Source organism: Methylobacterium phyllostachyos, assembly GCF_900103445.1.
GTDB classification, from domain to species: domain Bacteria; phylum Pseudomonadota; class Alphaproteobacteria; order Rhizobiales; family Beijerinckiaceae; genus Methylobacterium; species Methylobacterium phyllostachyos.
Genome location: NZ_FNHS01000009.1, coordinates 178,396 through 203,519, shown reverse-complemented (window position 1 = coordinate 203,519; position 25,124 = coordinate 178,396). Strand labels below are relative to the sequence as shown.

21 protein-coding genes are annotated in these 25,124 nt (G+C 69.2%); 13 read left to right on the top strand and 8 right to left on the bottom strand.

The window, feature by feature from the left end; translation table 11 throughout:
- Nucleotides 1-21 precede the first annotated feature (21 nt).
- A complete protein-coding gene (locus BLQ49_RS16195; RefSeq protein WP_091717384.1) occupies nucleotides 22-939 on the top strand; it encodes a pyridoxamine 5'-phosphate oxidase family protein in 918 nt (305 codons plus the stop codon).
- Between the two features lie 7 nt (nucleotides 940-946).
- Here the strand turns inward: BLQ49_RS16195 and BLQ49_RS16190 are convergent, their stop codons facing one another.
- On the bottom strand, nucleotides 947-1,588 hold the full coding sequence (locus BLQ49_RS16190) for a glutathione S-transferase family protein (protein ID WP_208859068.1): 642 nt from the start codon (nucleotides 1,586-1,588) through the stop codon (nucleotides 947-949).
- 186 nt (nucleotides 1,589-1,774) lie between these two features.
- Here BLQ49_RS16190 and BLQ49_RS16185 point away from each other — a divergent pair, with 186 nt between their 5' ends.
- The 5 genes from BLQ49_RS16185 to BLQ49_RS30625 all read left to right on the top strand — a co-directional run bounded on the left by BLQ49_RS16185 (nucleotide 1,775) and on the right by BLQ49_RS30625 (nucleotide 9,455).
- Nucleotides 1,775-2,155, top strand: coding sequence for a response regulator (locus BLQ49_RS16185; RefSeq protein ID WP_091717383.1), 381 nt, complete (start codon nucleotides 1,775-1,777; stop codon nucleotides 2,153-2,155).
- 80 nt (nucleotides 2,156-2,235) lie between these two features.
- Nucleotides 2,236-4,212 carry an AI-2E family transporter gene (locus BLQ49_RS16180; RefSeq protein ID WP_091717382.1) on the top strand — a complete coding sequence of 659 codons (1,977 nt, stop codon included), beginning with the start codon at nucleotides 2,236-2,238 and terminating at the stop codon, nucleotides 4,210-4,212.
- Nucleotides 4,213-4,323: 111 nt separating this feature from the next.
- Nucleotides 4,324-5,943 (top strand): hybrid sensor histidine kinase/response regulator, encoded by a 1,620-nt coding sequence (locus BLQ49_RS16175; RefSeq protein ID WP_091717381.1) that lies wholly within the window; start codon nucleotides 4,324-4,326, stop codon nucleotides 5,941-5,943.
- Between the two features lie 18 nt (nucleotides 5,944-5,961).
- The gene (locus BLQ49_RS16170; protein ID WP_091717380.1) at nucleotides 5,962-6,276 is read left to right on the top strand and encodes a plasmid stabilization protein; all 315 of its coding nucleotides are present in this window, start codon (nucleotides 5,962-5,964) and stop codon (nucleotides 6,274-6,276) included.
- Nucleotides 6,277-6,752: 476 nt separating this feature from the next.
- Nucleotides 6,753-9,455: a bifunctional diguanylate cyclase/phosphodiesterase gene (locus tag BLQ49_RS30625; RefSeq protein WP_167627718.1), complete on the top strand. Its 2,703-nt coding sequence runs from the start codon at nucleotides 6,753-6,755 to the stop codon at nucleotides 9,453-9,455.
- 51 nt (nucleotides 9,456-9,506) lie between these two features.
- On the opposite strand, the gene BLQ49_RS16160 is transcribed toward BLQ49_RS30625, so the two are convergent.
- The 5 genes from BLQ49_RS16160 to BLQ49_RS16135 form a co-directional block, all read right to left on the bottom strand.
- Nucleotides 9,507-10,706: an L-dopachrome tautomerase-related protein gene (locus BLQ49_RS16160; RefSeq protein WP_091717378.1), complete on the bottom strand. Its 1,200-nt coding sequence runs from the start codon at nucleotides 10,704-10,706 to the stop codon at nucleotides 9,507-9,509.
- Between the two features lie 89 nt (nucleotides 10,707-10,795).
- On the bottom strand, nucleotides 10,796-11,023 hold the full coding sequence (locus BLQ49_RS16155; RefSeq protein ID WP_143012268.1) for a hypothetical protein: 228 nt from the start codon (nucleotides 11,021-11,023) through the stop codon (nucleotides 10,796-10,798).
- Between the two features lie 183 nt (nucleotides 11,024-11,206).
- Nucleotides 11,207-12,283 (bottom strand): catalase family protein, encoded by a 1,077-nt coding sequence (locus BLQ49_RS16150; protein WP_091717376.1) that lies wholly within the window; start codon nucleotides 12,281-12,283, stop codon nucleotides 11,207-11,209.
- Between the two features lie 845 nt (nucleotides 12,284-13,128).
- A complete protein-coding gene (locus tag BLQ49_RS16140; RefSeq protein WP_091717374.1) occupies nucleotides 13,129-14,493 on the bottom strand; it encodes a HAMP domain-containing sensor histidine kinase in 1,365 nt (454 codons plus the stop codon).
- A complete protein-coding gene (locus BLQ49_RS16135; protein ID WP_091717373.1) occupies nucleotides 14,486-15,163 on the bottom strand; it encodes a response regulator transcription factor in 678 nt (225 codons plus the stop codon). The genes BLQ49_RS16140 and BLQ49_RS16135 overlap by 8 nt, the downstream gene beginning before the upstream one ends.
- Nucleotides 15,164-15,446: 283 nt before the next feature.
- Here BLQ49_RS16135 and BLQ49_RS16130 point away from each other — a divergent pair, with 283 nt between their 5' ends.
- The 7 genes from BLQ49_RS16130 to BLQ49_RS16100 all read left to right on the top strand — a co-directional run bounded on the left by BLQ49_RS16130 (nucleotide 15,447) and on the right by BLQ49_RS16100 (nucleotide 23,152).
- A complete protein-coding gene (locus BLQ49_RS16130; RefSeq protein WP_091717371.1) occupies nucleotides 15,447-15,644 on the top strand; it encodes a polyhydroxyalkanoate synthesis regulator DNA-binding domain-containing protein in 198 nt (65 codons plus the stop codon).
- Nucleotides 15,645-15,678: 34 nt separating this feature from the next.
- Nucleotides 15,679-17,022: an efflux RND transporter periplasmic adaptor subunit gene (locus BLQ49_RS16125; RefSeq protein WP_091717369.1), complete on the top strand. Its 1,344-nt coding sequence runs from the start codon at nucleotides 15,679-15,681 to the stop codon at nucleotides 17,020-17,022.
- A gap of 7 nt (nucleotides 17,023-17,029) precedes the next feature.
- Nucleotides 17,030-20,188: an efflux RND transporter permease subunit gene (locus BLQ49_RS16120; protein WP_244507624.1), complete on the top strand. Its 3,159-nt coding sequence runs from the start codon at nucleotides 17,030-17,032 to the stop codon at nucleotides 20,186-20,188.
- 51 nt (nucleotides 20,189-20,239) lie between these two features.
- Nucleotides 20,240-20,971: a response regulator gene (locus BLQ49_RS16115; protein ID WP_091717367.1), complete on the top strand. Its 732-nt coding sequence runs from the start codon at nucleotides 20,240-20,242 to the stop codon at nucleotides 20,969-20,971.
- On the top strand, nucleotides 20,971-22,344 hold the full coding sequence (locus BLQ49_RS16110) for a sensor histidine kinase (protein ID WP_091717365.1): 1,374 nt from the start codon (nucleotides 20,971-20,973) through the stop codon (nucleotides 22,342-22,344). Before BLQ49_RS16115 ends, BLQ49_RS16110 begins: the two co-directional genes overlap by 1 nt.
- A 182-nt stretch (nucleotides 22,345-22,526) precedes the next feature.
- Nucleotides 22,527-22,790, top strand: a complete 264-nt coding sequence (locus BLQ49_RS16105; protein ID WP_091717363.1) for a GCG_CRPN prefix-to-repeats domain-containing protein — start codon at nucleotides 22,527-22,529, stop codon at nucleotides 22,788-22,790.
- Between the two features lie 68 nt (nucleotides 22,791-22,858).
- Nucleotides 22,859-23,152, top strand: a complete 294-nt coding sequence (locus BLQ49_RS16100; protein ID WP_091717560.1) for a GCG_CRPN prefix-to-repeats domain-containing protein — start codon at nucleotides 22,859-22,861, stop codon at nucleotides 23,150-23,152.
- A gap of 72 nt (nucleotides 23,153-23,224) precedes the next feature.
- Here BLQ49_RS16100 and BLQ49_RS16095 read toward each other — a convergent pair whose 3' ends face one another.
- The gene (locus BLQ49_RS16095; protein ID WP_091717361.1) at nucleotides 23,225-23,923 is read right to left on the bottom strand and encodes a L,D-transpeptidase; all 699 of its coding nucleotides are present in this window, start codon (nucleotides 23,921-23,923) and stop codon (nucleotides 23,225-23,227) included.
- Between the two features lie 303 nt (nucleotides 23,924-24,226).
- A complete protein-coding gene (locus BLQ49_RS16090) occupies nucleotides 24,227-25,123 on the bottom strand; it encodes a ketopantoate reductase family protein (RefSeq protein ID WP_091717558.1) in 897 nt (298 codons plus the stop codon).
- Nucleotide 25,124 lies beyond the last annotated feature (1 nt).

Genomic DNA, 25,124 nt, shown 5'->3' with positions numbered 1-25,124 from the left:
CGAACCCACGCAAGGTGAGCCATGGCAAGCTTCCATGCCGACGAGATCGCCGCCCAGGAACGGGCCGGCCACGTCCTCGGCGAGACCCCGGCGATCCGCGCGTTCATGCCCGAGCAGCACCGGATCTTCTTGGCCGGCCTACCCTACCTGTTCGTGGGGACGATCGATGCGGCCGGCGCGCCCGTCGCCACCGTCCTGACGGGTCAGCCCGGCTTCGTGCGATCCCCGGACGCAACGCATCTTGCGATCGCGGCGGCGCTCGACCCTGCCGATCCGGTCGCCCGCGTCCTCGTGCCGGGCGCCGAGGTCGGGATCCTCGGCCTCGACTTCGCGACGCGGCGGCGCAACCGGGCCAACGGCCGCGTCGTGCAGTGCGATCCGGAGGGCCTGACCGTCGCGGTCGCCCAGAGCTTCGGCAATTGCCCGCAATACATCCAGCGGCGCATATCCAGGCCGGTGGTGGGTCCGGCGGGGCCGGTCGAGCCCCTCTCCGTCCTCGACACTGAGGCCGCAGACCTCGTCCAAAGCGCCGACACGCTGTTCGTTGCAAGCCGTGCCCGGGACGGCCTCGCCGATGGCGGCGCCGATATCTCGCACCGGGGCGGCCGGCCAGGCTTCGTCAGGATCCGGGGCGATGTGCTGACAGTGCCGGATTTTCCCGGCAACCGCTACTTCAACACCCTCGGCAACCTGATCGGTGAACCGCGGGCGGCGCTGCTGTTTCTGGACTTCGCGCGCAGCGACCTCCTGGTCCTGCAGGGCCGCACCGTGATCGACTGGACCGGCGCCGAGGCCGCGCACCTGATGGGCGCGCAGCGCTCGTGGTCCTTGACCGTGGAACAGGGCTGGCGCCGCCGGGCTGCGGTTCCGCTGCGCTGGGGCGCCCCCGAACCGGCACCGCAGCTCACTCGCACCGGTCTCTGGGCAGGGCCGGCCTGAGGGACGCTCAGACCTGGGTCGCCGCGTGTGCCGCTGCGAGGTCCGCGTCGGCGGTCGCAACGGTCCGGAAGGCCGGGCGGGCGCGGATCCGCTCGACATAGGCGGTCAGCACCGGATCGGGCGCGACGATCCCGAACCCCATCGTCCAGCCCAGCGCCCCGCCCCACAGGATGTCGGCAGCGCTGAAGCGCTCGCCCAGCAGATACGGGCCGGGTGTCAGCGCCTCGACCACCCGGGCGATGACGCTGTCGTAATCGGCATAGGCCGACATGGCGCGCGGGCCGGGTTCGCGCTTCAGGTGGCGATCGATCACCGCGGGCTCGAAGCAGGAGCCGTAGAACACCATCCAGCGCAGGTACGTGGCCCGGGCGGGCTCGGTGACCGCGGGGGCGAGGTTGGAGGCGGGGAACAGGTCGGCGAGGTAAAGGTAGATGGCCGCCTGCTCGGTCACCAGCACGTCCCCGTGGCGGATCGCCGGCACCTTCGCCATCGGGTTGACCGCCCGATAGGCGTCCCCGAGATGCTCGCCGGCGCGCATATTGAGGGTGCGCAGGCCGTACGGAACGCCCAGTTCCTCCAGGAGCACACGCACGCCGGTCGAGCGTGTATTGGGGGCGTGGAAGAGCTCGATCTCGGGCATATTCGCCATTCTGCTTCGTCCCGGAATTGTTGATTCGCCGGTCGGCACGCTCATGCCGGTGACAGGTTTGGTCAACCACCGATCGCGCCGCCGTTTCATCCGGGACCGGAATCGCGGCAGAAACGTTGGGCGATTGTGCATTGCCGCGCGTTAGGCTGCGGGCCGGCACGTTGAGAGCCGGGGGTTCGGGTTCCGATGGCGAAGATATTGTTGGTTGAGGACCATGAAGAGATCTGGGACTTCCTGTCCCGACGCCTGAAGCGGCGCGGCTACGAGGTGATCCTGGCGCATGACGGCGAGGCCGGCGTCCGTCAGGCCCGCTCGGGGCAGCCCGATGTCATCCTCCTCGACATGAACCTCCCAGTCCTCGACGGCTGGTCGGTGGCTCGCACCCTGAAATCCGGAACCGACACCCGGGCGATCCCGATCATCGCACTGACCGCGCATGCCATGTCGGGGGACCGCGACAAGGCGATCCAGGCGGGCTGCGACGACTACCATCCGAAGCCCGTCGATTTCTCGAAACTGCTCAGCCAGATCAGCGCTGCCCTCGGCGAGACCGCGCAGGCCGGCTGAGACGGGCCGGACCGCCCGCAACCTTCCAGACGCCGTCGCGCCCCGCGGCTGGCAAGACCCATGTCAATTGGAGCGTGTCCGTGAGCGAGGATCCCGTCACCGCCCAGCGCCTGCGGGAGGGCCTTCCGGTCTTCGTGGCGCTGGCCTCGCTCCTCCTGATCGTAGCCGCCATGGCGGCACTCTATCTTGGGCGCGAGATCCTCGTGCCGGTGACGCTGGCAATCCTTTTGAGCTTCGTGCTGGTGCCGGCGGTCCGGCTGCTTCGGCGCCTGCGCGTGCCCCGCGCCCCCGCGGTTCTGCTGGTCGTGGTGATCGTGTTCGGCGCCCTGTTCGGGATCGGGAGCCTCATCGCCAGCGAGGCGTCGCAGCTCGCCACTGACCTGCCGCGCTACACGCAGACCATGCGCACGAAGATCAAGGATCTGCGCGGGGCGACCGCCGGGACCGGCAGCCTCTCGCGCGTCGTCGATATGGTCCAGGACCTGAGCGCGACTCTGCAGCCGCCCCCCGCCGCGGAAGTTCGGGGCGAACCCGGCTCGCGCACGCACCCGCTCACCGTGGAGCTCACGCCCGCCCGCGCCAGCGTCATCGACACGCTCCAGACCTTCGCCAGCCCCCTCCTCCATCCGCTGGCCACGACCGGCCTGATCCTGATCTTCACGATCTTCATCCTGCTCCAGCGGGAGGATCTGCGGAACCGGGCGATCAAGCTCGCGGGCGGCTCGGAGGACCTGCGGCGCACGACGGCCGCGATCGACGATGCGACCAGCCGGCTGAGCCGGTTCTTCCTCGCGCAGCTCGCCCTCAACATCGCCTTCGGCGTGGTGATCGGCGTAGGGCTCTGGGTGATCGGCGTGCCGAGCCCGACCCTGTTTGGCGTGCTCGCGGCGATCCTGCGCTTCGTCCCCTATATCGGCGCCGCGATCAGCGCGCTCCTGCCGCTGATCCTGGCCGCCGCGGTCGATCCCGGCTGGAGCATGGTGATCGCCACCGCAGCCCTGTTCCTCGTGGTCGAGCCGATCTGCGGCCACGTGATCGAGCCGCTGCTCTACGGCCATTCCACCGGGCTCTCGCCGGTCGCCGTCATCCTGGCGGCGACGATCTGGACCTTCCTGTGGGGTCCGATCGGCCTCGTGCTGGCCACGCCGCTCACCGTCTGCCTCGTCGTCCTCGGGCGGCATGTGGAACGGCTCTGGTACCTCGACGTGCTGCTGGGCGACCAGCCGGCCCTGTCGCCACCCGAGATCTTCTACCAGCGGATGCTGGCGAGCGATCCCGTCGAGGCAATCGACCAGGGCTGGCAATTCCTGAAGGAGCGCGCCCTCGTCACCTATTACGACGAGGTCGCGCTGGCCGGGTTGCTGCTCGCCCAGGAGGACCTCTCGCGCGGGACGCTCGATCACGATCGGCAGGCACAGGTCGGCGCAGCGATCCGCTCGGTGGTCGACCGCCTCGGGACTGCGCCCGTGTCGCGGCGGATCCGTCGGGGTTCCGGGCGCGGCCCCGACACGGAGACTGCGGCTGCGCTGGCCGCCGTGGGGCCCGACCGACAGGTGGCCGGTATCGTCCTCGCCCGCGAGGATCTCGCCCCACAGTGGCGGAGCGAGACGCCGGTCCTGTGCGTGTCGAGTCGCGGCCCGTTCGACGAGGCGGCGACCCTGATGCTGAGCCAGATCCTCGCGCGGCACGGCCTCGCCTCGCAGATCCTGTCGATGGCGGCGATCCGAGCCGGTAAACGCCCCGACAATCCGGAGGGACTGGCGCTGATCTGCTTCTCCTATTTGGAGCCGGTGAGCCTCTCGCAGATCCGCTTCACCGTCCGGCAGGCCCGCGCTGCCGTGCCGGGGGTGCGCATCCTTGTGGGCTTCTGGCGCGAGCGCGACCCGGCAACGCTGGACCGCCTGCGCCGGGCGACCTCGGCGGACTTCCTGGTCACCTCGCTCAACGAGGCGCTTGCGGCGGTCCTGGGCGCCTGCCGCGAGCCGGCACGCCTCCGGGTGGCCCCGGTCGCGCCGGCCTCGCTGCCCACTCCGGCGCACACGACGGCACCCGCCTGATCGGCGAGCGTGGTCGACTTCGCACCGTAGACCATTAGTGTCCGCCCGAGCAGGTCGGGACGGGCCGCACGGCTCCTGCTTCCACGGCCTGAAGGGTGAAGACCGCTTCGCATGTCCGAGACCCCAGAAACCCCACCCGTCGGGTCCAGTCCCCCGGTTCGGGACAGTGCACCGAGTGACGTTTCGGATCGCAAGAGCGATATCTTCTTCGCGGCGGTCGAAACGACGCGGATGCCGATGATCGTCACCGATCCGCGCCAACCCGATAACCCGATCATCTTCGCCAATCGTGCCTTCCTGGCGATGACCGGGTACACGCCGGAGGAGTTGATCGGTCGCAATTGCCGCTTCCTGCAGGGCCCGGACACAGATCGCGAGACGGTCGCGCAGGTTCGTGCAGCGATCGCTGAGAAGCGGGAATTCGCCACCGAGATTCTGAACTACCGCAAGAACGGCTCGACCTTCTGGAACGCGCTGTTCGTCTCGCCGGTCTACAACGCCGATGGCGAGCTCGTGTACTATTTCGGCTCCCAGCTCGACGTCTCCCGCCGCCGCGACGCCGAGGAGGCCCTGGGCCAAGCTCAGAAGATGGAGGCGTTGGGCCAGCTCACCGGCGGCATCGCGCACGATTTCAACAACCTGCTGCAGGTGATCGTCGGCTACGTCGATATCCTGGCGGTCGGGTTGGAGAATCCGGATTCCGACCGCGCCCGGCTTGGACGTGCCACCGACAACATCCGGCAGGCCGCCGAGCGCGCGACCACGCTGACGCAGCAATTGCTCGCCTTCGCCCGCAAGCAGCGCTTGGAGGGGCGGGCGGTCAACCTCAACACCCTCATCGAGGGGATGGGCGAGATGGTCACCCGCTCGGTGGGCGAAGCGGTGAAGGTCGAACTCGACCTCGCCGAAGGTCTTTGGAACTGTCGCGTCGACCCAACCCAGGCCGAGGTCGCGATCCTGAATGTGCTGATCAACGCCCGGGATGCGATGCCGGATGGCGGCACGGTGCGGATTTCTACGGAAAACAACGAGGTCTCCGCCCGGGGGCGAGAGATCGGCCCCCTGCGCGACGGCCGTTACGTCAGCATTGCGATCCGGGACACCGGCACCGGCATCCCGCCGGCGGTGCTGGCCCGGGTGATGGATCCGTTCTTCACCACCAAGGAGGAGGGCAAGGGCACGGGGCTCGGCCTCTCCATGGTCTACGGCTTCGCCAAGCAATCGGGTGGCGCGGCGCAGATAGAATCCACCCTCGGCGAGGGTACGACCGTGCGCCTGTCGTTCCCGGCAACCGACGGGGACGTCAAAGCGCCCGCGAAGGTCACCCTGCGCTCCGTGGACCGGCAGGGCACCGAGACGATCCTGATCGTGGACGACCGTGAGGATGTGGCCGAACTCGCCCGTACCATCCTGCGGGATTTCGGCTACGCGACCCTGGTGGCTAGCAATGCCCGTGAGGCCCTGGAGATCCTCGATTCCAGCGAGCGGGTCGATCTCCTGTTCACCGACCTGATCATGCCCGGCGGCATGAACGGGGTGTTGCTCGCCCGGGAGGCGAGGCGCCGACAGCCCCGGCTCAAGGTCCTGCTCGCCACCGGCTACGCGGAGGCGAGCCTGGAACGAACCGATATCGGCGGCTCGGAGTTTGACCTTCTCAACAAGCCTTACCGGCGCACGGAATTGGTCCGCCGGGTGCGGGCGATCCTCGACGGTCCGACTGGGGTGGGCTGAGCTTGAAGGAGACGGGTAATGTCTCAGGGCGACAAGTCGAAATATACGGACAAGCAGAAGCGTAAGGCCGAGCATATCGCCGAGTCGTACGAGGCGCGCGGCGTGCCCGAGCAGGAGGCGGAAGCGCGCGCCTGGGCCACCGTCAACAAGGACGACGGCGGCGGCAAGAAGCCCGGCGGCTCGGGGCGTGGCAGGGCGACGGGGCACCCGGCGGCCCACAAGGGCAGCGAAGCAGGCGGCAAGGCGTCCGCCGGGCGCAGTGCCGCCGAACGCTCGGCCTCCGCCAAGAAGGCCGCGGCCACCCGCAAGGCCAACGCTGCGGCGCGCGCGTGACATCGGTGTGAGTGCCTGCCGACGACCAATCGGCGTCGCGCCAACGCGCAGCCAGGCTGCGGCGCTGCACGACGTCATGTTCGTCGTAGCTCAAGCCCGTCCTGGCCGCTCAGCGAACGTCACGGGCTGCCTTCGCTTGGCCAGCTCCGAGGCGAGACGGTTCCTTGGACCGTGCCCGATTGCCCTTGCAGCCGGGCACGGCGCTCGCGCCGTATTGCGACGCGCCGATATCCCTCTCGATAGAGAGGATCCTAAGCGGCCAGCGGCATTACGGCGAGATGGCCGAAGCTGCGCTACGCCTAAGCCATCGCCAGAGCCGCGCAGAAACGTTCCGGCAGGACCCATCGAGGCCGCCAACTCAAGGTGATGTGACCATAGATCGTCTTCGCGCATCTCAGATCGGTAAGACCTAATTCTCCGCTTCAATGCTAATGGCGCGTCTATGGGGCATCCCGGGTGGTCTGAGCCTACACGACATGCGCGACTTACGATCAGTGTTCAAGATCGCGTCGATCCGCTTGCGGGGAACGCCGATCATGGGCTGCGGGATTTTGGCCACCGTAATCGCCTTCGCGGCGGCCGTGATGGTGGTGGATCTTCAACGGCAGGCGACGCGAGACATCACGCGCGGGCTCACGAGCCTGTCAACGGTTCTGGCGGACCAAGCAGACCGTGCGCTTCAGGCGATGGAACTCGCCCAGGAAGCAGTGATCCATGAGTTCCACGACGCCCATGTCACCGATGCGGCTGGATATGCAGCTCTCGCAACCCGACACGACCTCTACGAGGAACTGCGTACCCGCATCGCATCCCTGCCCCAGGTCAACGCCATTACGGTGCTGGATCACACGGGCAAGCTGCTGAATTTCAGCCGCTACTGGCCGATTCCGGATGTCGACCTGTCCGACCGCGACTACTTCCAGGCGCTGGTGTCCGATCCGGCCCTGCAGCGCTTCATCAGCCGGCCTGTCCGCAACCGCGGCAACGCTGTGTGGACGATCTACGTCGCCCGCAAAGTAACCGCCCCCGACGGCACGTTCCTCGGCTTGGTTCTCGGCGCGGTCGAGCTCAGCTACTTCGAGGATCTGTATCGCCGGATCATCCCAGCCGACGACTATGTCGTGGGCGTGTTCCGCCGGGACGGCATGCTGATGGTACGCTATCCGCACCGGGATGACGCCACCGGCAACGCCTATCCGAGCAGCGCGGCGACGCTGTTCGCGGCCAAGGGCATCGCCAGCGGCGAGGCCCGCATCGTGAGTCCGATCGACGGACAGGATCGCTTCGTCTCGGTGCAATCCCTCGACAATTATCCTCTGATGCTCATCGTCAGCCGGACGGCGAAGGCCGCTCTGGCGCCGTTCCGCCAGCAGGCTGGTGCCATCATCGTCAGCGCCACCCTGCTGACGGCGTGCCTTGTTGGCTTGGGGTTCTCCATCGCGCGCCGGCTGCGGGATCGCGAGAACCAGGGGCGGGCGGAGGAGCGCCTGCGCGGGGAGCACGATCTGCGCGTCCAGCACACCGCCTTCGGGGTCGCCCTCGACAACATGGCGCAGGGGCTCTGCCTGTTCGACGGCCAGTGCAACCTCGTGATCATGAACGCACGCTTTGCCGCGCTCTACGCGATCCCGGACGGGTTACGGTGCAAGGGCGTCCCGGCCGAGGCGATCCGCGGGCACATCTGCAGCCGCCTGGTCGCGGAGCAGGATCGGAACTACCTTCTCGCCGAGCCACCGGGCGAGACCCGCATATGGGATGTCATCGAACTCAACGACGGTCGCGCGATCGACGTCGCCCGGGCACCGGTCCCGGGGGGCGGCTGGGTTTGCACCCATGAGGACATCACCGAGCGCCGCCGCGCCGAGGAGCGGATGCGCTTCCTGGCGGGGCACGATGCCCTGACCGCGCTGCCGAACCGGCGGCTGTTCCAGGAAACCGTCGAGCGGGAGCTCGCAGCCTGCGCCGCCGCCGGGACGGAGGCGGCGCTCCTGTGCGTCGATCTCGACGGGTTCAAGCAGATCAATGACATCTTCGGCCATCCGGCCGGCGATGCGCTCCTGATCGAGGTGGCCGGCCGCCTCCGCGACGTGTTCGGCGCGGGGTCCATGGCGGCGCGGCTCGGCGGCGACGAGTTTGCGGTGCTGGCGACCGACCTCGGATCCGCGCGGACACCAGGCGATGCGGCGCGGGCCATCATCGGGGCCTTGACCCCCTCCTTTCGATTGGATGACGCCCGGGTCGAGGTCGGCTGCAGCGTCGGCGTCGCAGTCTTCCCGCGGGACGGCGCGGCCTATGACCGGCTCCTCGGTGCGGCCGACATGGCGCTCTACCGGGCCAAGTGTGAGGACAAGGGCACGTTCAGCCTGTTCGAGCCCGCGATGGACATCGAAGCCCGAGAGCGGCATCGGCTCGCCTCCGACCTGCGCAGCGCGATCGGCACAGGGCAGTTCGACCTGCACTATCAACCGCAGGTCGAAGTCGCGACGGGTCGGGTCACCGGCTTCGAGGCCCTGCTGCGCTGGCATCACCCCATTCGCGGACCGATCTCGCCAGCACAGTTCATCCCGATCGCCGAGGAAACCGGCCTGATCCTCCCGTTGGGGGAGTGGGTCCTGCAAACGGCCTGTCGCGAGGCGGCGGGATGGGCGAAGCCGCTCGGCATTGCGGTCAACCTTTCGATCGCTCAGTTCCGGCAATCAGGCTTGCCGGATTACGTGCACGCGGTGCTCAGCGAGACCGGCCTGGACCCGCGCAGGCTTGAGCTCGAGATCACCGAGAGCCTCTTCCTTGAGGACACGACCCGCGCGAGGCGGGTTTTGCGGCAGTTGAAGGCGCACGGCGTGCGCATCGCGATCGACGATTTCGGGACCGGCTACAGCTCGCTGCTGACGCTTCAGTCCTTTCCCTTCGACCGGCTGAAGATCGATCGGACCTTCGTCAGCCAGATTGGAGTGACACAGAAAGGCATGGCGATCGTGCGGGCGGTCATTGTCCTCGGCGAGAACCTGGGCATGCCGGTGATCGCCGAGGGCATCGAGACCGAGGCGCAGTGCGCGTTCCTGCGGGAGCATCACTGTGCCGAGATGCAGGGCTACCTGTACGGACGTCCGCGGCCCATCGCGGACTACCAAGACTTGCTCATCGCTGACCTGGAACCCGCCTGCCGGCTCAGTGCGTGATCGCGCCTGAGCCGGACCTCGGCTGCTGTCGATCCTGCGCCTTGATCGACCTCACCGCGCGGTTCCGTCCTTCGTAGACCCGGTGACGTCACCTGAGGCCGCCTTGATGGCCCAGAGTTCCGTCGGGAGGCTGATCGGTGCGCCAGGCTTGTAATCGGCCGAGTCCTGGATGTGCGACGTCGTCAGGTAGATCGTGCCGTCCGGCCCTTCGCTGAAGGTGTCCGGCCAGCGCAGGCGCGGGTCTTGGACCAATGTGGTGAGGCCGCTCCCCTTACCGCTGAGGTCGCGGACCTTGACCGAATTATCCTGCGGCGAGGTCACGTACATCCGGCCGTCCTTGCGGGCGATCAGCAGGCCGTCGGCCGGCCCGTTCTCGCCGACCGCGACGATCTTCGATTCCAGCGTCCGGTCGCTCAGCATCTCGGGCACGAAGGAAGCGGTCGCCCAGCCGGTGAGCGCCTCGGTGGGCAGGCTGTAGAGCGTCTTGCCCTTGATCGCCTGCCAGTACAGCGTCTTGCCGTCCGGCGAGAGGGCAATGCCGTCCGCCGAGAATGCCACGCCGCGGCCATCCGGGCGGCGCAGGGGCTTGCCGTCATACTGCACGGTCACGCTCTTGTCCGGCATGGTCGCGGCATGGCCGGACAGGACGCGCTTGGCCGAACCGCTGTCGAGATCGACCACGATCAGCGCGCCCTCGGCGCCGGAATCCGTCAGGTAGGCGGTCTTGCCGTCGGGCGAGATCCGCACGTCGTTGATGTAGGAGGCCTGCAGCACCGTGCTCGTATCGAACGGGATCGTCTTCACGACCTGGTTGGTCTTCAGGTCGATGCCGACGAGCTTGGGGCCGCCCTTGATCACGTGCGCCATGGCGGGAGCGGCGGCATCGACCACCCAGAGCCGGTCCTGGCCGTCGGCCACCACGCTCTGCACGCAGACAAAATGGGTCTTCGGGTCGACCGTGTCCGCATTGGCGTTGCGCCAGCTGTTCCAGGCCTCATCCGGGAAGGGCACCGGCTTGCCATCCTTGAGTTCGGCCACCGAGACGGGCGCGTCCTCACTCCAGCGGGGGAAATTCACGAACATCCGCCCGTCGCGGCTCACGGTGACGCCGGTGACCTGATGGTCGAAGTTCGCGACCTGGGTGAGTTTCCCCATCCCGGGGTCCTCGGCTGCGGCCGGGCCGGCCAGCGCCGCGACACCGGACATCAACGTCGTGGCCAGCCCGACGCGAACGCCAACAGCAAGCTTCATAGCGCGCACTCCAAGTCAGATGACGGGATGACGATGCGGGCCAACGCATCAGGACCCGATGGGGTCCCAGGAGCGGCGGGAGGGTGCCGTCAGCCGCGCTGCCAGTCCTGAACGAACAGGTCCGGCACCGCCAGGGCGGCGCAATGCCCGCCGCGCGGCATCTCCCGCCATCGCGCGACGCGGTCCAGCCAGTCCCGAGGCGGCGCGGGCGCGCGTGGGACGGGATAGGCCGAGACGACGGTCGGCCCGTCGGCGCATCGTCCGGCCGGCATCCGGCGCACGCCCTCGTGCTGCGCCCCGGCATAGAACCCTGGCACGGTCGCGAAGGTGTTGGTCAGAATGGGAGGCGCGGCGGACGATAGGCCCGCATGCCGGCTTTGGATTGGGCCGAGCGGTCTGGATCTCAGGCGACGGGGAATGACCGCAGCGGAGCCTCCGAGGGAGACCACAAAGATCGGCGTGCGGCGGAAGGCTCCCGGAGCTGCATCGCCGGTGCGCCCTCAGCGGCCGGCGGGCGGCTCGTGGATCGGGCAGCCGTTGAAGCGCTCGCGAAACTGCGCCGAGTGCCGGTATGGCGCGTTCCGGGCGCGGTTGATGTTGCCGAGCGGCCGATGTGCGGCAAGCCCGGTCCAGACGCTGAAGCGCATCTCCTCGTCGACCGCCCGCACCCGGTCCCCATCCCAGCTGTCCTGCGGCTCGACCCGGATCAGTCCGACCCGCTGGAACGGGGCCGCCGCCTCGTCCCACGCCACGGTCGGATCCTCGACCGGCTGGCTATCCAAGTCGCGGCAGAGCTGCACCCGGAACTCCCAAACGCCTGTGAGGCCGGCCATCTCGGATTGCACCGTCTCGCGGATCGCGTTCGGGCGGTCGGAAGCGTCGATCTCGGTGCCGGTCCGGGCAGTCAAACCCGCCGAAACCGGTTGAAGCGAGAACTTGGCGATGTAGTCGCCGTAGCGGAACGGCGTGACGCTGTAATAGGTCTCACCGAGCGGATCGACGTTGGGCGCACCGCCCAGCGCGGCGAGGGTCGGACTCTCGACACCGACCGCCTGCAGAGCCTTGTTGACCCCGCGCAGCACCGTCGAGGCGGCGACCTTCAGGCCCTCCGCCCGGTCGGTGGTCCCGGCCAGAAGCTTCAGGCTGCCAAGGAATTTTTCCGCATCCGGGGCCTGAAAGACCGGCCCGTTGACCATGATGAAGTTCTGCGTCGTGCCTTCCGCGTCCGGCAGACGCTCGCCCGGCACATCGAGAACTTTCAAGGCCAAGCCGCGCGGAAGCGAGACGGCATCGGGCAGGATGTCGCCGGCATTGGTCGACAGTCGCATGTAGACCCTGTGCTCGCCCGGCGTGGCGAACAGGCCCTGCGCCAGCTCAGGGGGGAGGCCCGCATCGATCGTCAGCCTGCCCTCCAGAATCCCGTGGGCCTTGGCATGCACGGCGCGGACGGCATGGCCGGAATCGCTGGCGACCCGCTGCAGGATGGTATCGAAGGTCTCGCACAGATGTGCGATGGTCTGTCCCTCGTCCTGTCCTAGGGTCTCGACCTCCGGGCTGTAGCGCACAGGTGCTTGCAAAGTCTGTCTCTCCGTCAATCCTCGACAGAACTTGCTTCGTAGCCCGACGTTCCGGATCGTGCGGCGATCAATCGCCCGTTCTGAGATCAGGGAATTTGCGATCCACCGAACTCTCAGAGAGCTTCGACGCACCAGACCCGACGGATGACGCCGTCAAGGCTTCGATGGGCAGAACCGCTCGTCCTGCCAAGCTTTGCCCCCGGCTGGGCAACCGTGAGGCAGGCGCTGTCGGCCCGGTGCCCCTGCGGCAGCACGGCGTTCGACCGCCCGTGCCCGACCTCCTCTCGTACGGAACCCGACGCAGCCCCGACCAAGACGTGGCACCAGCCGCCGTCGCGGGATTGGATCTCGAGGGACATCTCCCGCGAAACCTCGTCGAGCACGCGCGCCGAAATGTGCGGGGCAGCGGGGGGATACGCATCCCGAGAAGCTGCACGCTTTCGGCCCGAGACGGCGCGGGCACACCGGCCCAGGCCCGCACTCACCTATGAAGGCCGGAACCGCGTCGTCCGCGTTCCTCCGACGCGCTGCCGAAGAAGCCTGCGGCACCCTCGCACGCATCAACCGCTTGCCAACTTGATTTATGTCAAGATTACGAGGCATCACAGGTGTCATTGCAAGCTCACGCCAGCTCGCGCCTATCGTTTAGGGGGCGGTCAGCCATCTGTGCCGCCGAGGTCGGCGCGACAGCCCGGTGCGCCCGTGCCCATCCGTGAGCGTGGCGAACCGCGACGAGGCCTGCGGCAGCCCGAAACCGAGCACTGCGCTGACGAAGCCACATCAGTCAGAAGCCGAGCAGGAAGATCCCCGTCTGGAAGATCGGGCAGACGCGGCGACCCCCGGCCTTAGCCCGCCGTCGCAGCGGGGAAGGTCAGATCGAAACGGCACCCGCCCGTCGAAGCCGCCCCGACGTTCACGGTGGCATCGTGGAGCTTGGCGATCGCGGCCACGAGACTCAACCCGAGACCGTTGCCTGGGGTCTGGCGGGCTACCTCAGCGCGGTAGAAGCGCTGGAAGATCTTACTGCGTTCGCTCACGGGCAGGCCCGGCCCCGTATCCTCCACGGCGATGCCGATCCTGTCGCCGAGGCGGGAGAGGCGCACGCAGACGGCGCCGCCTTCGGGCGTGAACTTCAGGGCATTGTCGAGGAGGTTCGACAGGGCCTCGAAGCAGAGGTCGCGGTCCCCGCGAATGGCATGGATCCCGGCAGCGACCGCGAGGGTGAGCCGGACGCCCTTATCCTCGGCGGCGGGCTCGAACAGATCCACCGCCGCCGCGGCCAACTCGCCAAGATCGACCGGGGCGAAGGCGGTCCGGCGCCCCTCTTCCATCGCCCCGAGCCGCAGCACCGCCGTGACCATGGCAAGCGTCTGGTCGATCCAGGCGAGGCCCTGATCGATCGTCTCGTGGAACGCCTCCACCGTCTTGGCCTGTACCCGGCTGCGTTCCAGCCGGGCGCGCAGGCGGGTCAGCGGCGTGCGCAGGTCGTGGGCGACCGCGTCGCCGACGCTGCGGACCTCACCCATCAGGTGCTCGATCTCGTCGAGCATCCGATTCACGTTCGCGGCCAGACGGTCGAACTCGTCGCCCCGCGTGCCGACCGGCAGGCGCCGGCGCAGGTCGCCGCGCATCACCTCGGCCAAAGCCGCCTCGGTGGCGGCCAGCCGCCGGCGGCCCCGCCGCGCCAGCAGGAGGCCGCCGAGCCCCGACAGGGCCAGCGTCGGGACGAGGCCGAGGCCGAGCGCCCGGAGGGTCGTCACCCGCACGCGGTCGATCTCGTCGGAATCATGGGCGATCACCACTGTGCTGCCGTCGGGCAGCGGCAGGGCAGCCGCCCAGATCTCGTCGTCGAGGCTGCGCCCCGCGACCTGCACGATGGCGCTGACGCGATCGGCATCCCCGTCGCGGGCGAGCCGATCAGGCATCGCGTCGAGGTTACCCGCCCGGCGGGCGCCATCGGGGCCGAACAGGCCGCCATAATGGGTGGCGTGCAGGTCCATGGCGGTCCAGGTATCGACCCGCAAAGCCGCAGAGGCGGGATCGGCCGCGGCGGCGCGGACTTCGAGCCGCAGCGTCTCGGCCAGTTCCTCGCGCAGGTAGGCGGCCGTCTGCCAGTAGATGAAGGCGAAGATCGCCAGCGCGAGCAGCACCGACCACAGGGCGATCCCGAGCGCCCAGCGTAAGGTTGTGGAGCGCAGGAGATCAGTCATCGGGGGTGAAGGTGAAGCCGAGACCGCGCACGTTCTGGATCAGGGGCGGTCCGCCGCACGCCTCCAGCTTTCGGCGCAGACGACCGAGATGGACGTCGATCAGGTTCGATTTCGGGGTGAACCGGTAGTTCCAGACCTCCTCGAACAGCATCGCCCGGGTGACGATCTGGCCGGGCGCGCGCATCAGGTAGGCGAGGAGCTTGAGTTCGCGCGGCAGCAATTCGAGGTCGCGCGCGCCGCGTCGGCCGGTCCCGGCGATGAGGTCGATCTCCAGGCTGCCGACGCGCAGTAAGGTCGCACGGCTGTCCACCGGGCGCCGGAGCAGCGCCTCGATCCGGGCGGCGAGCTCGCCGAGCGCGAAGGGCTTGGCGAGATAATCGTCCCCGCCCGCCCGCAGGCCGCGGATCCGCTCGTCCACGTCGCCCAGCGCGCTCAGCACCAGGGCGGGAGTCCGATCCCCATCCCGGCGGAGATCCTGCAGGACGCCGAGTCCGTCCTGGCCGGGCAGCATCCGGTCGAGGATGATCGCGCCCCAGGCGCCGTCCCGGGCCGCCCGGGCCCCCTCCGGCCCATTCGCCGCCCAGGTGACCGCGTGACCACGCCCGCGCAGATCGTCGAGCACGACCCCGGCCGTCTCCGCATCGTCCTCAATCAGCAGCACCCTCGCCACGCCCGCGCCTCCGACCCGTTTCCCCTGTGCCGCACTTCGGCCGGGCGGTCCCGTGCCGACGCGACTGTGAACCCGAATTTAGTGGCGCCCCATCGGCTTCGCCTAACTTATTAGAATGACTCTAACGCGTACCAACGCGGGTTTCACGGCCCATTTTCGTCTCACCGGATTGCCACGATGCAGACCCCGTCCCGCAGAATGCGTGCGCACCGATGGGCCCGCCTTGCGGATCCGGGCATTTCCGTTCGCGATGCCGCCCGCCGCCATCCCACGGGCACCATGCATGCCTAGGAAGAAGCGGCCCCGGCGCCTCATCAACCGCTACGCCCAGTCCCGCCTCTACGACGTGGAGACGCGGAGCTACGTCTCGGTGGATCGGCTGAGGGAACTCCGCAGCGAGGGCTATGAGGTGGTGGTCCGCGAGGTCGAGACCGGGCGCTTCGTAAGCGACGAGGTGCTGCGCCCGGGTTTCGACGCATGAGCCGGCCCATCTCCGGCGATCGACGAGCGCGGCGATGACGCTGAACACGGAGGCGCCTGCCCGCGCCACGGACGCAGAGGCCGTTGCGCCCGAGGACCTGCACGACGCGGTAACCTCACCACCCGCCCAAATCGCGCAGCGCCGCCGCGGCGGTATCCGCGCGCTCCTCCTGCTGGCCCTGGCCGGGCTCGCTGCGGCGGGCTGGATCGAGCGTGCGCCCATCCTGTCCATGCTCGGCCTGACGCCACCTGCGCCAAGCACGCCGGCGGCCGAGACCGACACATCCGATGCGGCGCCGGCGAACCCCGATCGCGTCACCCTCGATGCAGCAGGCCAGACGCGGATCGGCCTCGCCTTCGGGACGGCCGAGACCCGCCGGATCGTGCTGCCGGTGCGCGTTCCCGGCACGGTCGCCTTCGACGAACGGCGGGTGACGCACCTCAAGCCGCGGACGCAGGGCCGGGTGCTGAGCCTCGCCGTCCAGCCCGGCGACCGGGTTCGGGCCGGCGAGACCCTGGCGACCCTTGACGCCGCCGGCCTCCTCGATGCCCGCAACGGATACCTCGCCGCGCAGGCTGCCCTCGGCGAGGCAAAGGCCTCCGAGGCGGTGGCCGCGCTGCAGTTCAAGCGTGGTCAGGAGCAGCTCAAGTTCGGTGGCGTCGCCCAAGCCGAGGTGGAACGGCGGCAGGTCGATCTCGCCAAGGCCCAGGCGGCGGTGAAATCAGCCGAGGCCAACACCGAGATGTACCGGGCACAGTACCAGCGCCTCGCCCCGACCGAGGGGGGCGCTCCCGGGACCAGCGCCGTCGTCACCCCGATCGCCGGGGTCGTCACCAGCGTCGGCGTGACCCTGGGTGAGGTCGTCGACACCACCCGCGACGCCGTCACAGTCGCCGATCCGACCCGCATCCTCGTGCTCGCCAACCTCTACGGGCCCGATATTGGTCGGGTGAAGGCGGGCGATGCCGCCACCGTGGAGAGCCCGATCCCGGGCCAGGCCGCCCTCGACGGCCATGTCCGCTCGGTGAACGCCGCCCTGGATCCGGCCACCAACACGGCGCCCGCCAGGATCGAACTCGACAACCCGGGCGACCTGCTGCGCGCCAACATGTTCGTTTCGGTGACGATCGCCGCGGATCTCGGCCGCGACGGCGTCATCGTTCCGTCGGCCGCAATCCAACAGACCGAGCAGGGGCCGATCGCCTTCGTGCGCGTGACACCGGACCAGTTCGAGCGGCGCGCCCTGACGCTTGGAATCCAGCGCTCCGACTGGGTCGAGGTGCGCAGCGGCGTCGCGCCCGGGGACAGCGTGGCGACGAAAGGCAGCTTCGGGCTCAAGGCGATCCTGCTGCGCAGCCTGCTCGGCTCGACGGATTGAGGCCCCGATGCGGTCGTGGTTCGCCCTCCTGATCCGCCGCCGGTTCCTGGTGCTGATGATCGCGCTCGCCGCAGCGGCGGGCGGAATCATCAACCTCGAAGGCCTGTCGATCGACGCGGTGCCGGACATCTCGCCCAAGCAGGTGATGATCCTGACCCTGTCGCCGGGCCTCGGACCGCTGGAGGTCGAGCGGCTCGTCACCTTCCCGGTGGAGAACGCCATGGCGGGGGCGCCAGGCCTGACCGGGATCCGCTCGACGTCGCGGGCCGGTGTCTCGGCGGTCTACGTCACCTTCGCGGACGGCGTGCCGATCACGGAGGCGCGCAGTCAGGTGTTCCAGCGCCTGCCGGCGGCCAAGAGCCTGATGCCGGCGGGCGTCGGCGACCCGCAGATGGGCCCGATGGCGACGGGGCTCGGCGAGATCTATCAGTTCGAGCTGCGCGGGCCCGCCTACACGCCGATGCAGCTCCGGCGCACCCTGCAATGGACGATTGCGCCGAAGCTGAAGCTGACGCCCGGCATCGTCGACGTGAACATCTACGGCGGCCAGATGCCGACCTACGAGGTCCAGTTCTCGGCCGACGCTTTGCGCCGCTACGGCGTGAGCCTTGCCCAGGTCTTCACGGCGCTCGCCGACAACAATGCCGCCCGCGGCGGCGCCTACATCGAGCACAACGACCAGCAGGAGGTGATCCGCGGTCTCGGCCTCGCCAAGGGCCCGGACGACATCGCCAATATCGTCGTCGCCATCGGGCCGGGCGGCGTGCCGGTGACCATGGCGACGCTGGGGAAAGTGGTGGAGGCCCCCAAGGTCCGGCTCGGGGCCGTGACCCACGACGCCGAGGGCGAGACGGTCGTCGGCATCGCGCTGATGCAGATCGGCGACAATGCCAGCGCGGTGGTCGGGCGGGTCAAGAAGACGATCGACGACCTGCGCCCGCAATTGCCGCCCGGCATGGAGATCGTCCCTTACTACGACCGCAGCGCGCTCGTGGACCGCACGATCCACACCGTGGAGCACAACCTCCTCGAAGGCGCGATCCTCGTCATCGTGGTCCTGCTGCTGCTCCTGGGCAACCTTCGCGCCGGCCTGATCGTCGCCGCCGCGATTCCGCTCGCGATGCTGATGGCGTTTGCCGGCATGCGGCTGCTCGGCCTGTCCGGCAACCTGATGAGCCTGGGCGCCATCGATTTCGGCCTGATCGTCGATGGGGCCGTGGTGATGGTCGAGAACGTGCTGCGCGCCCGCGGCGAGCACCCGGACCGGCCGCCCGGGGACCTGATCCGGGACGCCGCCGCCGAGGTGGCCAAGCCCGTGATGTTCGCGGTGGCGATCATCATCCTGGTCTACGTGCCGATCCTGGCGCTCGAGGGCGTGGCCGGGAAGATGTTCGTGCCGATGGCGCTGACCGTCATCCTGGCGCTCTCCGGCTCCCTGGTCGTCACCATGACGCTGATGCCGGCGCTCGCCGCGATCTTCCTCTCCGGCCGCGGCGTCGGCGAGCGCGAGACGCGGCTCGTCCACTGGCTGCGCGCCGCCTACACGCCGCTGCTGAAGGCCGCCGAGCGGCATGCCGGGCTCACCGTGCTGGCGACGCTTGCGCTGTTCGCCGGCTCCTGCGTGCTGGCGACGCGGCTCGGCGGCGAATTTCTGCCCAAGCTGTCGGAGGGCTCGATCGTCATCACCTCCGAGAAGCTGCCGGGCATCGATCTCAACGCCTCGCTCGCCACGGTGACCCGCATCGAGCGGGTGCTGAAGTCGTTTCCGGAGGTGAAGCGCGTGGTCTCGCTCACCGGCAGCGCCGAGATCCCGACCGACCCGATGGGCGTCGAATCGACCGACAGCTTCATCACCCTCGCCGACCCCGCCACCTGGAAGACGGCCGACACGCAGGAGGGCCTCGTCGCGGCCTTCGACAAGCGGCTCAAGGAGGAGGTTCCGGGGGTGACCTACGCCTTCTCGCAGCCGATCCAAATGCGCATGGACGACCTGCTGGAGGGCGTGCGCGGCGACGTGGCGATCAGCCTCTACGGCGACGACCTGAAGACCCTCAAGGACAAAGCCGACGCCATCGTGCGCACGGTCTCCGGGATCGATGGGGCCGCGGACGTCAAGGCCGAGGCGCAGGCCGGCATGCCGGCGCTCACGATTCAGGTCGACCGCGCCAAGGCGGCCCGCTACGGCATCAACGTGTCGGACGTGCTCGACATGGTCGAGAGCATCGGCGGCCGGACCAGCGGCGTCGTTTACGGCGACGACAACTCGATCACCGAGATCGTGGTGCGGCTCGACCCGGCCGACCGCAGCGACATCGAGCGGATCCGCGCCCTGCCGGTCGGCCGCTCCGGCAACGGCGATCCCGGCCGGGAGGCGGGCAGCCGGATGATGGTGCCGCTGTCGATGGTGGCCAGCGTGGATGTGGCCTCCGGCCCGGCGCAGATCAGCCGCGAGCGCCTGCAGCGGCGGATCTCCGTGCAGGCGAATGTCCGCGGCCGCGATGTCCAGAGCTTCGTGGACGCCGCCAAGGCCGCGGTCGACCGGCAGGTGATGCTACCACCACGGTATTCGCTGGTCTGGAGCGGGCAGTTCCAGAACCTTCAGGAGGCGACTGCAAGGCTCACCGTCGTGGTGCCCGCGGCGCTTGTGGCGATCCTGCTGCTCTTGGTGATGATGTTCGGCGACATCCGCCTCGCCGGGCTGATCTTCCTCAACGTGCCCATGGCGGCCACCGGCGGCATCCTGGCGCTGACGCTCCGCGACATGCCGTTCTCGATCTCGGCGGCGATCGGCTTCATCGCGACCTTCGGCATCGCGATCCTGAACGGCGTGGTACTGACGAGCTACATCCGCGACCTGGAAGCCACCGGTCTCGCTCCCCGGGAGGCGGCGACGCGGGCGGCCGAGATGCGGCTGCGCCCGGTGATGATGACCGCCCTGGTGGCGGCCCTGGGCTTCCTGCCGATGGCCCTGTCCACCAGCGCGGGCGCCGAGGTGCAGCGCCCGCTCGCCACCGTGGTGATCGGCGGGCTGATCTCGGCGACCCTGCTCACGCTCGTGGTCCTGCCGGCGGTCTATCCATGGGTGGCGGGCGTGCGCCTCGGGTCCGGGCGGAGGGAACGGACAGCCCCCAGACGCGGGAAGGCGCCGCCCTGTAACGTTTTGTGACAACGGCCGTTTCCGCGTTGCCGTGCCGCCCAGCCTGCCTATCCTCGGATCATGACCGACGGCACCACCATCGCCATCGTCGAGGACGATCCCGAAATCCGCGCGCTGCTCGCCGGCTATCTCGAAGGCGAGGGCCTGCGCGTCGTCGCCTTCGATGGCGGCGCGAGCCTCGATCGTGCGCTCGCGGCAGGACCGGCTCCGGATCTGATCGTGCTCGACTGGATGCTTCCGGGCGAGGACGGGCTCTCGATCTGCCGCCGCCTGCGCGGGGCGGGCGGCCCGCCCATCGTCATGCTGACCGCCAAGGACGAGGATATCGACCGGGTGCTGGGCCTGGAGATGGGCGCCGACGACTACGTCTCGAAGCCGTTCAACCCGCGGGTGCTGCTGGCCCGCATCCGCGCCGTCCTGCGCCGGACCGGCGCCGCTGCCCCGGCCGTGGAGACCGGCCCCAAGACGCTGAGCGTGGCCGATCTCGCCATCAACCTCGCGGCACGCACTGTGATGACTGGGGAGCCCGCCGCCGAGATCCCGCTCACCAGTGCCGAATACGATCTGCTGCACTGCTTCGTCACGAGGCCCCAGCGGGTCCTCTCGCGCGACCAGCTCCTCGACTGGACCCGCGGCCGCACCGCCGACGCCTTCGACCGCACCATCGATGTGCAGGTCAGCCGCCTGCGGCACAGGCTCGACGCGGCCGGCAGCAGCGCAGCGGGGCTGATCAAGACCGTGCGCAACGCCGGCTACATCCTGGCCGCTCCGGTGGAGACCGGGACGCCGTGATGGGGCGGATCGGCCTCCTCGGGCGGATCATGCTGGTCCTCCTGGGGGCGCTCTCGCTGCTTGTCGTGGCGACCTTCGGCATCGACCGCTGGCAGCGCAGCCAGGAGGGCCGGCCCTACGCCTCTCGCTTCCCCCGCCTCGATCAGGCCGCGGGCATCATGGCGCTGATGAAGGATGCGGATCCGGCCCAGCGGCCAGCCATCCTGCGGGCGGTGAACGGCGAGGCGCTGCGGGCCGAGATCGTGGACACGCCGCTCGACGTGGCGGAGATGATCCGTGATCCCGTCCTCGAAGGGCGTCTGCGCCGCCTGACCGGCGACGCCTCCGACGGCATCCGCGCCTTCACCGAGCCCACGATGCTGTACCGGGGCATCGGTCCGGCCGACCGCGCCGCCGGTACCGGGCGACGGGCCATGGGCGGCCTGGCGCTCGCCACCGATCGGCTGCCGGACGGGCGGACGCTGATCATCTGGGCTGTTACCAAGCACCGCTCGCTCATGCCGTGGCTGCTCGGGCAGCCGCTCAGCCTGTGGGTGGCGGTGCTCGGCGTCGTCGCCGCCGGCCTCGTCATCGTCGGCGCTCGGCACGAACTCGCCCCGCTGCGCCGCCTCACCGACGCCGTGTCCCGTTTCGACGGCCGCGTAACCGAGCGGACCGCCACGCCGCAGGGCGCACCGGAGATCCAGCGTCTCACTCAGGCCGTGCAGGCGATGCAGGAGCGCATCGTCGGTCTGATGGCCGAGCGCTCGCTGCTGATCGGCGCGATCTCGCACGATCTCAAGACCTACCTGACGCGCATGCGCCTGCGGGCGGAGGGCATCGCCGAACCGGACAGGCGGGAGCGGCTGGTCGAGGACCTCGATACGATGACCGCGCTGATCGAGACGTCGCTCGGCTTCGCCCGTGGCACGGCCGCGGAAATCGGGCGGGCGCCCGTGGACCTTGCTGATATCGTCGCGGTCGAGGTCGCCGAACATGCCGCGCAGGGCGCGCGGATCAGCTTGTCGGGGGAGGAGGTGCCCGACGCCACCGTGGCGGGCGACGCCGTGGCCCTGCGCCGGGTGATCGCCAACCTGATCGGCAACGCGGTCAAGTTCGGGCGCTCGTCGGTCGCCGTGGCGGTGCGGCGGGCGGGCAGCGCTTGCCAGGTCGTGGTGGAGGATGACGGGCCGGGCATCCCAGAGGCGGAGCGGGTCTCAGTGTTCAGCCCGTACTACCGGGTCGAGCGGTCGCGGAACCGGCAGACCGGGGGCACCGGGCTCGGCCTCGCCATCGCCCGGCAGATCGCGGAGGCGCATGGCGGTACGATCGTGGCCGAGGCCACGGCATCCGGCGGGGCACGCCTTGTGGTGACGCTGCCGGCCCTGGCCTGACGGCTGAAACGCAACCGCAAGGGTCGGTCACACAACGTTACGATGCGGCGCGAACCCGTCACATCCAAGCACACCCTGAGAGAGAACCTTCGCCCAACCCGATGCGGCACACCCGCCGCCGGGACTCGGATCGGGATGGCCACGCGCCGGTCTCGGCCGAACCGAGCAGAAGGAGTTCCTCGATGTTGAAGGTCCTCGCCTCCGCCGCGCTGCTGGCTGCCCTCGCGGTCCCGGCCTCAGCCCTGCCGCTCGTCCAAGACGCGGTCGCCATTGGGCCAGGCGTTGCGCGGATCATCCAAGTCTATGGCGGCTGCGGACTTTACGGGCACCGCGGGCCCTACGGTGGGTGCCGCACGGGCGGCCAGTGGGGCGGCTATGTCCGCGGCCGCTCCTGCCCGGCCGGCTTCCACATCGGCCCCTACGGCCGCCGCTGCTGGCCGAACTGAGCTCTTTCCCCGAAGCCCGATAGGTCCGGCCGCGGGCCGGACGCTCATCCCCCCGATTGGAGTCCATCATGATCCGCAAGCTCGCCCTATCCCTCGCCCTGGTGTCGGGGATGCTGCTTACCGTGCCGGCCGCCGAGGCCCGGGATGGATGCGGCCCCGGCTTTCACCGCGGCTTCTACGGCTGGTGCCGACCGAACTGGCGGCCCTACGCCTACCGCCCCTACATCTACGGCCCCGGATACCGCCGGTTCGGCTATCATCGCTGGGGCGGCTACCGCTGGCACCATCACCATAGCTGGCATCGGGGCTTCGGCTGGCATCGCGGGGGCTTCCGTCACGCGGGCTGGCACCGGCATTTCTGAGGCGCCGACGGTGCCCGGGACACATCACAGCGTCCCGGGCACCGCCCCGACAGCCGGTGTCGGAATCAGGCCCTAGGCGGGCAGAACCACCACCTTCGTCTTGACCGGCGTGCGCGCGTAGAGATGGATCATGTCCTGGCTGAGCAGGCCGACGCAGCCGCTTGTGATGCCGGAGCCGATCGATTCGGCATCGCTGCTCGCGTAGATCGTGTAGAGCGTATAGGCGCCGTTCTGGTAGAGGTGGAGCGTCCGGGCGCCGAGCGGGTTGTCGAGGCCGCCCGGCATGCCACGGGCATACTTGGCCGCCTCGGGCTGCCGCCGGATCATCTCCGCGGGCGGCGTCCAGGTCGCCCATTCGGATTTGCGGCCGACATAGGCGTCGCCGCTCCACAGGAACCCCTGACGGCCGACATTGGCGCCGTAGCGGGTGGCGGCACCGTCGCCCTCAACGCGGTAGACATAGTAATTGGCCGGATCGACGATGATCGTGCCAGGCGCTTCCTTGGTCTCGTAGCTGACGGTTCGGCGATAGTATTTCGGATCGACCTTGCTGATATCGACCGCCGGGATCGGGAATTTTTCGCCCGGCATCGGCCCGTAGGTGTTCCGCGCCTCGGCGAGGAGCAAGCCATCGGAGGTCGCGCAACCGCCGAGCCCGAGGGCACCGACGCCAAAGGCCGAGCCAACCAGAAACGACCGGCGGTTGAGGAGCCCAGGCCGTGCGACCCCGTCCATCGCGCCGGCATCGGCAGTCCGACCCTGCATCGTCATGTTCCTAGACTTCCCCTGCCCGCATTGCTGGCGCGCCACACCCGCCGCGCGAATGGTCAAGCTTGAGAGTGCCGGTCTCCGGCGCACCTGGCAAGCTCGGCTTTTCAGAAGTTGAAGCCGGCGGAATGTGTCGAGAGTGCGGCCAATATCGTCGGTCGACCAGATCTGGGCTCCGAGATCGCGTGCGAGATACTGACATCGCGCAAGACTATCCGCGCTTGGAATGGACGGGCGCAGGGTCGCCGCCGATGGGCGTGGAGTCCGGCATGCCCGGCGACCACCTTCGCGGTATCGCTCCCGGCTTCAGACCACAGATTGCGCCTCGGCGAGCCGGACGAGCGTGTGCAGCATCCGGTTGGCCGGGACCGGAATGCCGAGTTCGGCGCCCTTGCGCACGACATAGCCATTGAGGTGGTCGATCTCGCTGCGCCGACCCCGCGCGAGATCCTGAGCGGTCGAGGAGCGCTGGTCGGCCATGGTGATGCTGAGGTCCAGCACGCGATCGAGGATGTCGGGCGCCACGGACACGCCCGCCGCATCCGCGACGGTGACGCATTCCCGGACCACGTCGGTCATGGACGCGATCACGCCCTCGCCCTGCACCAGCCGGCCATAGGGGAGCTGCGTCAGCGCCGAGAGGGCGTTGTAGGCGCAGTTGAGGATCAGCTTGCCCCAGAGGGCATCGAGGGCCCGCTCCGAGACAGCGGTCGGGATACCGGCGGCCGTGAAGGCGGCGGCGATCTGCGCACTCGCCGCCGAGGCTCCAACGATCAGGTCCCCGCGGCCATTGTGCAGGACATGACCGGGCCCAAGCATCTCGGTGGCGACGTAGACCGCGACCGGGACGACCGGCCGTCCGAGCACCGTGGCCAAGCGCTCGGCGTTGTCGACACCGTTCTGAAGGCTGAGGACGGACGCCGAGGGACCGAGATGGGGCGCGATCATCGCGCCGGCCGCCTCCGTGTCGTCGGACTTCACGCAGACGAGCACGAGGTCCGCACCGACGACGCCCTCGGCCGCCGTGGTCGCCCGCACGGCCACGGAGGCGGTCCCGGTCGCGTCCTCCCGAACCAATCCCTTGGCACGGACCGCCTCGACGAGGGCGGGACGTCCGATCAGCGTGACGGCGTGGCCGGCCCGGGCCAGCAGGAACCCGTAGTAGCAGCCGACCGCGCCGGCCCCCACCACGGCAATGCTCAGG

Bases quoted from the DNA above. Each gene is read 5' to 3' on its own strand.
- BLQ49_RS16195 (WP_091717384.1), top strand. From the start codon at position 22: ATGGCAAGCTTCCATGCCGACGAGATCGCCGCCCAGGAACGGGCCGGC.
- BLQ49_RS16190 (WP_208859068.1), bottom strand. From the start codon at position 1,588: ATGGCGAATATGCCCGAGATCGAGCTCTTCCACGCCCCCAATACACGC.
- BLQ49_RS16185 (WP_091717383.1), top strand. From the start codon at position 1,775: ATGGCGAAGATATTGTTGGTTGAGGACCATGAAGAGATCTGGGACTTC.
- BLQ49_RS16175 (WP_091717381.1), top strand. From the start codon at position 4,324: ATGTCCGAGACCCCAGAAACCCCACCCGTCGGGTCCAGTCCCCCGGTT.
- BLQ49_RS16170 (WP_091717380.1), top strand. From the start codon at position 5,962: ATGTCTCAGGGCGACAAGTCGAAATATACGGACAAGCAGAAGCGTAAG.
- BLQ49_RS30625 (WP_167627718.1), top strand. From the start codon at position 6,753: ATGCGCGACTTACGATCAGTGTTCAAGATCGCGTCGATCCGCTTGCGG.
- BLQ49_RS16160 (WP_091717378.1), bottom strand. From the start codon at position 10,706: ATGAAGCTTGCTGTTGGCGTTCGCGTCGGGCTGGCCACGACGTTGATG.
- BLQ49_RS16140 (WP_091717374.1), bottom strand. From the start codon at position 14,493: ATGACTGATCTCCTGCGCTCCACAACCTTACGCTGGGCGCTCGGGATC.
- BLQ49_RS16130 (WP_091717371.1), top strand. From the start codon at position 15,447: ATGCCTAGGAAGAAGCGGCCCCGGCGCCTCATCAACCGCTACGCCCAG.
- BLQ49_RS16125 (WP_091717369.1), top strand. From the start codon at position 15,679: ATGACGCTGAACACGGAGGCGCCTGCCCGCGCCACGGACGCAGAGGCC.
- BLQ49_RS16120 (WP_244507624.1), top strand. From the start codon at position 17,030: ATGCGGTCGTGGTTCGCCCTCCTGATCCGCCGCCGGTTCCTGGTGCTG.
- BLQ49_RS16115 (WP_091717367.1), top strand. From the start codon at position 20,240: ATGACCGACGGCACCACCATCGCCATCGTCGAGGACGATCCCGAAATC.
- BLQ49_RS16110 (WP_091717365.1), top strand. From the start codon at position 20,971: ATGGGGCGGATCGGCCTCCTCGGGCGGATCATGCTGGTCCTCCTGGGG.
- BLQ49_RS16105 (WP_091717363.1), top strand. From the start codon at position 22,527: ATGTTGAAGGTCCTCGCCTCCGCCGCGCTGCTGGCTGCCCTCGCGGTC.
- BLQ49_RS16100 (WP_091717560.1), top strand. From the start codon at position 22,859: ATGATCCGCAAGCTCGCCCTATCCCTCGCCCTGGTGTCGGGGATGCTG.
- BLQ49_RS16095 (WP_091717361.1), bottom strand. From the start codon at position 23,923: ATGACGATGCAGGGTCGGACTGCCGATGCCGGCGCGATGGACGGGGTC.